Here is an 8,858-nt window from a genome sequence, read left to right as displayed (position 1 = left end):
ATGCATCTGCAAAACCTTAACAAAGGCCTCTTCCGTCGTCATCTTCATAGGGGTGTTTCCTTATCTTCGGAACGCCAAAGCGTTGGTAAATTACAGTATTTCGTCTCGGAGGTAATAGCCGACATAGGCTATACGCTGACCCAGGCGGCGGAAGGGTGTCAGGATGCCATGGCTGGGCAGCGGGGACGTGAAGATCGGCAGGGCAAAGGCCTTGTCTTTCTTGCCCGCGATCAGCTGTGCCATACGACGCCCGGCCTGAGCCGAGTACATCACGCCGTTGCCACCATATCCCATCGCGTAGAACACGCGCTGTTCCGGGTCCGGCTGGAAGATACGCGGCATCATGTCGTGGCTGACATCGACCCAGCCCCACCACGAATAGTCGAGGTTGATATCCGTCAGTGCCGGGAACTTTCGGGCGAGACCCTTTTTCAGAAGCTCCAGATGTCTTTCGTTCTCGGCGTCCCGCCCCGTTACCGCGCTGCGGCTGCCGATCTGCATCCGGTTGTCGGGCAACAAACGATAGTAATGGCGCAAGGTGCGGGTGTCCGTCAGGGGTGATTTGGTCTGAATGCCACACTCATCCAGTTCGGCCTGGGTCAGCGGCCGTGTCACCATCGAGTTGGACAGGATGGGCATCAGGCGGTGCTTTGTGCGCGTGTTCAAACCCGGTGGGGTATAGCCCGCGGTGGCCAAGGCCACCGTTTTGGCGCGGACGATGCCGCCCGGTGTGCGCAAATGATGCACGCCGTTCTTCGTCTGCCATCCCATGACTGGGCTGCCGGTGTGAATTTTCACCCCCAGACGGCGTGCCATGTTGACGTATCCGAACGCCAGTTTACCCGCATGGATACAGGTCCCGTCAGGTTCCCACATGGCACCTGCGGCCTCCATATCGCGTACGTGCTTTTCATGCAGTTCTTCCCGAGAGAGAATGCGCGAGCCATAGCCGAACACATCGTTGAGCAGCTTGCTCTCTTTCTTGAGAGACGGCATGACCTTGTCGCGATGCGCGATGTAGTAGTGGCCACCCGGCTGCGGGTCGCAATCGATATCATCCGACGCAATCAGCTCGTTGAACAGCTGAAACGCTTCTGTGACCTCGGCATGCATGCGCTTGGCCACGTCCGTTCCCCACCGTTCGATCCATTGCGACCGCTTGAGCCGCCCGGATGAGATCTGGGCCTGCCCGCCATTGCGGGTGGAGCAGCCCCAAGAGACGGTATTTGCTTCTAAAACAATGGCTTGAATGCCGTGTTCCTTGGCAAGATGGATGGCGGTGGACAGGCCGGTATACCCCGATCCGATCACCACCACATCCGCATCCATATCGCTGGACACAGGTCCATCATCGGCCGGAGGTGTTCCGGCCGTTCCAATCCAATATGTGGGCGCGTGGTCGCGATTGTGACCCGGACCCGCATCAATGATCGGGTCATATTTGGGGTCATAGCTGGCCTTGGGCCAGTGACGCGGGATGCTGTTATCCACCATTCTTGTTTTTCTCCGAGGCTGCGTGCAGGGCGGCGGATCAGGCTTTGAACATTGGGCGCGTTTTGCGAAGCGCCTGTTTTACAACGATTTTACCATCACGAACGGTGAACAAATCCGCACCTTCAGCTTCGATCCGCATACCGTTTGCATCGGTTCCCGAGAAGGTCCACTCGGACACGGCACGATCACCGTGGACAAAGTGGCTGTGATGATCCCAATGGGCGTCTTTCATGCCTGCCCAGACGCCCGAAAACGCGGCGGCGATGGCTTCGGCACCTTCAACCTTGTTGCCGTATTTCTCGTCACCGGCCACGGTGTAGAACACGCAGTCGTCGGCGAAGTGGGTCATCACGCCGTCGATGTCGTGGCGGTTGAACGCGTCGAACGTGTCCGCCAGGTCCTGCGCGGTCAGGGTTTTGTTCATTTTGTACTTCCTTGTCAGTGGGGTTGTTACATTTCGTCCGGGTTCGGAACGATCAGTGTCGGGATCCTGGAGCGCCGCAAAACGCGTTTTGCGACCGTTCCCAGGAAGGTGTGCGAAAAGCCGTGATCATGCGCGCCCAATACGATCAGGTCGCAACCCAGTTCGACCGAGCGGCGCAGGATTACTTCTGCGGGATGGCCGTCAGTCACCTCGACCGAGGTGACCTGATCGCGAATTTTCCCGTCGTCGCCGTCGAACTGCGCCCAGAACTTGGCTTGCCGTTCGGCCAGAACCCTGCGCACCATCTCGTGACGACGCTCAATCGCGGTCTTGCGGGTCTCTTCGTTCATGATGAATATTTCCATCGTGATCTTGGCGTCTTCCGACAGGGGTTCGTTCACATGCAGCACGTGAATTTCCGCCCCGGTGGCCTGCGCGATGCTGGCGGCATGGCGCATGGCGTGACCCGAGTTTTCGGACAGGTCGGTGGCAAACAGGATGTTGGTGACCATCTGTTTCATGTCGTCATCCTTTCAGATCAGTAGCCAAACAGCCGTGGAAGCCACAGCGACAGTTCAGGGAAGAAGGCGATGATGAAGATCGCGATCGTGTTGGCGGCCGCAAAGGGCAGCGCGCGCAACGAGATCTGTTCGATCGAGATGTTCGAGATACCGGATGCGATGAACAGGTTCTCGCCCAATGGTGGCGTCTGGAACCCGATGCCCAGCGTACAGACCATCACCACGCCAAAATGGATCGGGTCAATACCCACCGAATAGGCCACCGGCAGCATCACCGGAACAAGGATCAGGATGGTGGCCAGTGTTTCCATGAACATGCCGACGAACAGCAGGAAGAAGATGATCAGCGCCCAGATCACATAGAGGTTTTCGGTAAAGCTGAGCATCCCTTCTGCGATGATTGCCGGGATCTGGTTTTCTACCAGCAGACGACCAAACACCGTTGCTGTGAACAGGATCAGCAGAACGCGGCCGGTTAGCCATGTGGTGGCTTCAAGCGACTGGAACAGCGACTGCCAGGTCAGTTCGCGATAGATGACAACACCCACGAACAGGGTGTAGAAGATCGCGACGATTGCAGCCTCGGTCGGGGTGAAAAAGCCGGTATAGATACCGCCCAGGATCACCAGCGGAGCCATCAGCGACCAGAACCCGCGATACATCTCGCACCCGACATTGCGGATCGACCAGCCCTCGGCGACGCCTTTGTAGCCACGCTTTTTCGACATGAAATAGTTCAGGATCAGCAGGCTTGTGGCGATCAGGAAGGCGGGTACGAACCCGGCAATGAACAGTTTCGAAATCGAAACCGACTGGAAAGTGCCGAATTTCTCGACAGCTTCGGGCGGCGGAGCCATACCGAGCGCGGCAATGCCAAAGATCACCATCGGGATGGAGGGAGGAATAATAATCCCGAGGCCGCCAGAGGACGCAGTGATCGCCGAGGCATAGCCGCGCTCATAGCCGCGGTCGATCATCGCCGGGATCATCAGCATCCCAACAGCCGCGGTTGTTGCCGGGCCCGAGCCCGAGATGGCACCAAAGAACAGGCAAGCCATGACCGTTGCGGCCGAAATACCACCGGTGAAGGGACCGGCCAGACTTTCGGCAACGTTGATCAGGCGTTTTGAGATACCGGCAGCCTCCATCAGGGCCCCGGCGAGGATAAAGGCTGGCAGCGCCATCAGCGGGAACGAGCCCACGGATGTAAAGGCGATCTGCACGAATTTGATCGGGTTGTCGCCCAGATAGAGAAACGAGATCAGCGACGCGACACCCAGCGCCACCGTGATCGGCGCGCCAATGAGCAGCAAGAACAGAAATGATCCAAACAGGACCGTGACGATTTCGGATTCCATGGTTACCCCTCCCGGTCTCAGTGGTCTTTGGCCGCTTCGGCAGCGGCCTTGATCTCGTCCAGATCGATCTGGTCGGGATCGTGAATGTCCTCGCCTTTGACAAGGCGGAGGTAATTCACCTGAATGATGCGGAAGGTCATCAGCGCAAAAGCGATGGGCAGCACCATGTAGATATACTTCATCTCGATGCCCAGTGTCTGGGATTTCCAGAACTTGTTCATCTTGTTGAAAACAAAGTCTGTCGCCAGATAGAGGAAGTAGACATTGAAGAAGAGCCAGAAGAGGTCGGCAAAGGCTTCGACATATTTGATCGACCCGTCAGGCAGGAATTTGAACTGGAACGTCACGCGGTTATGCGCCCCTTTCAGGGCGGCGTAACTTGCGCCGAAATAGACGAACCATACGAACATGTAGACCGAGAGTTCTTCGATCCAGCTGACTGAAAAGCCGAAGACTTCGCGCGCGATGATCTGCACGAATAAAAGGCAGACAAAGCCGGATAAGAGTATCCGGCAGATGACACTTTCTATGTTGTCCAGAAATTTCCAGAACATGTGGTTTCACTCCTCCCTGAGATGAGAAGAGCGCCGTGGCGCTCTTCCCGGTATCGCTCTGCGGCGATTATTGCTGCACCGGCTCGCGGCCGATGGCTTCAAGAACGGTGTTCAGTTTTTCGACGCCACCGATGGAGTCGTAGAACTGGGGCCATACGGCACTTGTCGCCAGTTCGATGAACTCGGCTTCGTCGTTTTCGGGATCGATGATCTCCATGCCTTTGGCGGTCAGCTCTTCCTTGATGGCGGCTTCGGAATCCCGCAGGAACTGAGCGGATGCCAGGGTGGCTTCCTGTCCTGCTTCAAGGAGGATTGCCTGATCTTCTGCGGACAGATCCTGGAAGACAGCTTCTGATACGATCAGCGGTTCAATCGAGAAGATGTAGCGCAGGTTGGTGACGTGGTCCTGAACCTCGTAGAACTTCATCGCGTTGATGGTCAGGTAAGGGTTGTCCTGCCCGTCGACCACCTTGGTTTGCAGACCGGTGAAGGTTTCCGACCATGCCATCGGCGTCGGGTTGATACCCCATGCCTTGTAGGTTTCGATCATGATCTCGTTCTTGGGAACGCGGATGACCAGATCCTGAAGGTCAGCAACCGATTTGACCGGCTTTTTCGAGTTGGTCAGGCGGCGGAAACCGGTATAGGTCCAGCCGATGATGCGCACGCCGGCATCACGGATGGTGTTTTCGACCAGTTCCTGACCGATTGGGCCCTGGGTCAGCTTTTCGGCATCTTCCAGGCTGAGGATCACGTAAGGCAGCGTGAAAACACCGACCGAAGGCGAGAACGGCGTGATGTTGTTGATCGCCAGCAGCGACATATCCAGCGTTCCGATCGCCGCCTCGTTCACGGTGTCCTGTTCGGACCCCAGCTGACCGTTCAGAAACAGCGTTGCGGTGTGGGCACCGCCCGATTTCTCTTCCAGCGCCTTGACGAAGGCGATGCCCAGAGCTTCCTGTGCGCTTCCTGCGCTATCGCCCACCGCGATCTTGAAGTTCTTCGCATCAGCCGCGCCCGCAACCATCAGTGCAGCAACAGAAACGGCGGCGCTGATGGTGCCAAGCTTTTTGATAAATGACATGGATGTCCTCCCATTTGTCGTGTTTCGAGGTGCGCGATGGCCTGGGGAGAAAGTGGCCAGTCCGATTCTGCCTCGGCCACAAGAGGCTATCTTGCCAACATGGTTTCGTCGTTGTTAATATTTGCGCGAAAGGTTTCACAAATGTCGAACTTTTAATATGAGGCAGAACCCACTGGCCACCCGCATTGGGGATACGGACATCCGCCTTCTTCGGGTTTTCAAAACCGTTGCGGAAAGCGGCGGGTTTTCAGCGGCGGAAAATGAGCTCAACATCGGGAAATCAACAATCTCGAAACACATATCGGATCTGGAGCTTCGGCTGGATCTGAAGCTGTGCAACCGTGGCCCGGCGGGTTTTTCCCTGACTGAAGACGGCGAGAAAGTGCTGGCCGCGACTGAAGACCTGCTGATTTCGGTTTCTCAGTTCAGAACAGAAGTCAACGAGATCAAGCAGCAACTGGCAGGAAGTATCCGCGTGGCGCTGTTCGATCAGTGTACCACGAACCCCGAAGCGCGCCTTGCCCGCGCCATTCACAGGTTCAACGAAGCCGCCCCTGCCATCCAGATCGAGTTGTCAATCGAACCGCCCAACGTCATTGAGACCATGGTTATCAGCGGGCAGCTGGATGTCGGGATCATCGCCCTGCACCGCCCCTCGGCAAGCCTGCATTATGCGCCACTTTATGGGGAAAACATGTTTCTGTATTGCGGGCAGGCCAATCCGTTGTTCAGCCAAGCCGCCGACATACTGAGTTTGCGGGACATTCAGGCATACAACTATGCGGGTCTGAACGTGAACTCACCCAACCTGATTTATGGCCAGCAACTGGGGTTTCGGCGCGCCGCCAAAGTGCAGAACGAGCAGGCCCTTGCAACACTTATTCTGTCAGGCAGCTATCTGGGCTTTCTTCCGGACCATCTGGCGCAGGAATTTGTTGATAAGGGGCTTATGAGGCAGGTGATGCCGCAGGACATCAAATACAGAACGCGCTTTGCGGCGGTGACACGGAAACAGCCGGATCCGACGCGCGCGGCCAAGCTGTTTCTGGAAACCCTGCTGAGCGTCCATTCCGAGGCGCCCTGAGCCCGGCCTTGTCGCATGTTTGTGCAAGGGCACCCCGTTTATTAACCGATGACATGCGCCAGCCGGGGGCGCGCGGCCGCGCTTGTCCTGTCCACTACGGCGAAAGGCATGAGGAAAATGGGTCGAAAACGTCCGATTGAAAACAAATTTGACTTGGCAATTCCAGTTTGATTTCAATCGGCAAAGACCCTCACCTCTTGCCCCCAGTCAACCGGAGAGCCGCATGTCATCCGACCCTGTTGCCGCCTTGCGCACTCAAACCGATCACGAGGCGCTACCATGAGCCGCGATGCCTTGCTGCAACCTTATCAGCTAAAGCACCTGACGCTGAAAAACCGGATCATGACGACCAGTCACGAACCCGCCTATCCCGAAGATGGGATGCCGACGGAACGCTATCGTGCCTATCACGAGGTGCGCGCCAAAGCGGGGGTTGCGATGACCATGACGGCGGGGTCGGCCGTTGTCAGCCGCGACAGCCCGCCTGCGTTCAACAATATCCTGGCTTACAAGGACGAGGTGGTCCGCTGGATGGCGGAGCTGACGGATGCCTGCCATACCCATGGCTGTGCGGTGATGATCCAGCTGACCCATCTGGGGCGGCGCACGGGCTGGAACAAGGGTGACTGGCTGCCGTCCCTGTCGCCGTCGCACGACCGGGAACCGGCACACCGGGCCTTTGCCAAGAAGATGGAAGATTTCGACATTGCGCGGATCGTATCCGATTACGCCGATGCTGCCGAACGGATGCAGGCCGCCGGGCTGGATGGAATTGAATTGCAGGCCTACGGCCATCTGATCGATCAGTTCTGGTCGCCGATGACCAATCGGATGGATGCGCCTTTTGGGGGCAATCTGGACAACCGGTTGCGCTTTGGCTTCATGGTTCTGGATGCAATCCGCGACCGCGTCGGGCGCGATTTCATCATAGGGGTCCGTTATACCGCCGATGAGGTGGAAAAGGGCGGCATCACCGAAGCGGAAGGGTTGGAGATTGCCCGAAGGCTGCGCGACAGTGGTCAGGTCGATTTCCTGAACATCATTCGCGGGCGTATTCATACCGACCCGGCCATGACGGATGTGATCCCGGTTCAGGGAATGAAAAGCGCACCCCATCTGGATTTTGCCGGGCGGGTGCGGGCCGAGGTTGGGATGCCGACCTTTCACGCCGCGCGCATTCCCGATGTGGCAACGGCGCGGCATGCGGTGGCCTCGGGCCTGCTGGACATGGTCGGCATGACGCGCGCGCATATGGCCGATCCGATGATCGTTGCCAAAATCCGGGCCGGACGGGAAGAGGATATCCGGCCTTGCGTCGGTGCCACCTACTGCCTTGACCGCATTTATCAGGCGGGTGAGGCGCTGTGCATCCACAACCCGGCCACCGGGCGCGAATTGTCGATGCCGCATGTGATCCCCACCGCAGAAACGCGCCGCCGCGCGGTGATTGTGGGCACAGGCCCCGGCGGGCTTGAGGCCGCGCGGGTCGCGGCCGAGCGCGGGCATGACGTCACGGTTCTTGAGGCCGCCCCCGAACCCGGCGGTCAGGTGCGGCTGACCGCGCAATCCCGACGTCGGGCCGAGATGATCGGGATCATCGACTGGCGCATGGCCCAATGCGCGGCGCGCGACGTGACATTTTGGTTCAACACCTTTGCGGACGCCGATGCTGTAACCGCGCTTGCGCCGGATATGGTGGTGATCGCAACCGGCGGGTTGCCCGAGGTGACGGTTCTGGAAACGGGTAACGATCTGGCGATTACTGCCTGGGATATCCTGACCGGTGATGTGCGCCCCGGCGACAATGTCCTTATCTATGACGATGCGGGGGATCACCCGGCCCTGATGGCGGCTGAGGCTATCGCGCAAGCAGGGGGGCGGGTAGAAATCATGACCCGCGACCGCAGTTTTGCCCCCGAAATCATGGGGATGAACCTGGTGCCCTACATGCGGGCCCTGCAAAAGACCGGGGCCGTGTTCACAGTCGCCCGGACGCTGAAATCACTGGTGCGATCAGGCAACCAGCTGGAGGCAGCCATTGGAACGGATTACTCGGACCTGGTGGAAAAGCGCCTGTATGATCAGGTGGTTGTCAATCAGGGTATTTTACCACTGGATGATTTGTACTTCGATCTGAAACCGCTGTCGCGCAACCTGGGCGCCGTGGACTATGAAGCGCTGGTCGGCGGGTCCGGCCCCGTGTTTCCGCAATCCGTCCCAGAGGCGGGGTTTGATCTGTACCGGATCGGCGATGCCGTTTCATCACGCAACACGCATGCCGCCATTTATGATGCGCTGCGCTTGGGGCTTCGGTGGTGAGATCATTGAAGCACACCTCG

General features: G+C 58.1%; 8 protein-coding genes. 2 read left to right on the top strand and 6 right to left on the bottom strand.

Annotated elements, in window-relative coordinates; all coding sequences use genetic code 11:
• Nucleotides 1-90: 90 nt before the first annotated feature.
• From I9182_RS19600 to I9182_RS19575, 6 genes are all read right to left on the bottom strand, one after another.
• Complete coding sequence (locus I9182_RS19600; RefSeq protein WP_209599383.1) at nt 91-1,494, bottom strand: FAD-binding oxidoreductase; 1,404 nt, start codon at nt 1,492-1,494, stop codon at nt 91-93.
• Between the two features lie 37 nt (nt 1,495-1,531).
• Nucleotides 1,532-1,918 (bottom strand): nuclear transport factor 2 family protein, encoded by a 387-nt coding sequence (locus tag I9182_RS19595; RefSeq protein ID WP_209507924.1) that lies wholly within the window; start codon nt 1,916-1,918, stop codon nt 1,532-1,534.
• 26 nt (nt 1,919-1,944) lie between these two features.
• Nucleotides 1,945-2,439, bottom strand: coding sequence for a universal stress protein (locus I9182_RS19590; protein WP_209599382.1), 495 nt, complete (start codon nt 2,437-2,439; stop codon nt 1,945-1,947).
• A 17-nt stretch (nt 2,440-2,456) separates the two neighbouring features.
• Nucleotides 2,457-3,797, bottom strand: a complete 1,341-nt coding sequence (locus I9182_RS19585; RefSeq protein WP_209599381.1) for a TRAP transporter large permease — start codon at nt 3,795-3,797, stop codon at nt 2,457-2,459.
• A gap of 17 nt (nt 3,798-3,814) precedes the next feature.
• Nucleotides 3,815-4,351 carry a TRAP transporter small permease gene (locus I9182_RS19580; protein WP_209599380.1) on the bottom strand — a complete coding sequence of 179 codons (537 nt, stop codon included), beginning with the start codon at nt 4,349-4,351 and terminating at the stop codon, nt 3,815-3,817.
• A 67-nt stretch (nt 4,352-4,418) separates the two neighbouring features.
• Nucleotides 4,419-5,435, bottom strand: coding sequence for a TRAP transporter substrate-binding protein (locus I9182_RS19575; RefSeq protein WP_209507932.1), 1,017 nt, complete (start codon nt 5,433-5,435; stop codon nt 4,419-4,421).
• Nucleotides 5,436-5,592: 157 nt separating this feature from the next.
• Between I9182_RS19575 and I9182_RS19570 the strand changes: the two genes are divergently transcribed.
• Together I9182_RS19570 and I9182_RS19565 are read left to right on the top strand one after the other, a co-directional pair.
• Nucleotides 5,593-6,519: a LysR family transcriptional regulator gene (locus I9182_RS19570; RefSeq protein ID WP_209507934.1), complete on the top strand. Its 927-nt coding sequence runs from the start codon at nt 5,593-5,595 to the stop codon at nt 6,517-6,519.
• A 279-nt stretch (nt 6,520-6,798) separates the two neighbouring features.
• Entirely contained in the window at nt 6,799-8,838 is a 2,040-nt protein-coding gene (locus I9182_RS19565; RefSeq protein ID WP_209599379.1) for an NADH:flavin oxidoreductase, read from the top strand.
• Nucleotides 8,839-8,858 lie beyond the last annotated feature (20 nt).

It is taken from the genome of Ruegeria sp. HKCCSP351, assembly GCF_017872535.1.
Lineage (GTDB): Bacteria > Pseudomonadota > Alphaproteobacteria > Rhodobacterales > Rhodobacteraceae > Ruegeria.
This window is presented reverse-complemented; position numbering and strand designations above follow the sequence as displayed.

What these genes read in the sequence shown, in the direction of transcription:
- I9182_RS19595 (WP_209507924.1), bottom strand. Translation starts at nt 1,918, where the DNA reads ATGAACAAAACCCTGACCGCGCAGGACCTGGCGGACACGTTCGACGCG.
- I9182_RS19590 (WP_209599382.1), bottom strand. Translation starts at nt 2,439, where the DNA reads ATGAAACAGATGGTCACCAACATCCTGTTTGCCACCGACCTGTCCGAA.
- I9182_RS19580 (WP_209599380.1), bottom strand. Translation starts at nt 4,351, where the DNA reads ATGTTCTGGAAATTTCTGGACAACATAGAAAGTGTCATCTGCCGGATA.
- I9182_RS19575 (WP_209507932.1), bottom strand. Translation starts at nt 5,435, where the DNA reads ATGTCATTTATCAAAAAGCTTGGCACCATCAGCGCCGCCGTTTCTGTT.
- I9182_RS19585 (WP_209599381.1), bottom strand. Translation starts at nt 3,797, where the DNA reads ATGGAATCCGAAATCGTCACGGTCCTGTTTGGATCATTTCTGTTCTTG.
- I9182_RS19565 (WP_209599379.1), top strand. Translation starts at nt 6,799, where the DNA reads ATGAGCCGCGATGCCTTGCTGCAACCTTATCAGCTAAAGCACCTGACG.
- I9182_RS19570 (WP_209507934.1), top strand. Translation starts at nt 5,593, where the DNA reads ATGAGGCAGAACCCACTGGCCACCCGCATTGGGGATACGGACATCCGC.
- I9182_RS19600 (WP_209599383.1), bottom strand. Translation starts at nt 1,494, where the DNA reads ATGGTGGATAACAGCATCCCGCGTCACTGGCCCAAGGCCAGCTATGAC.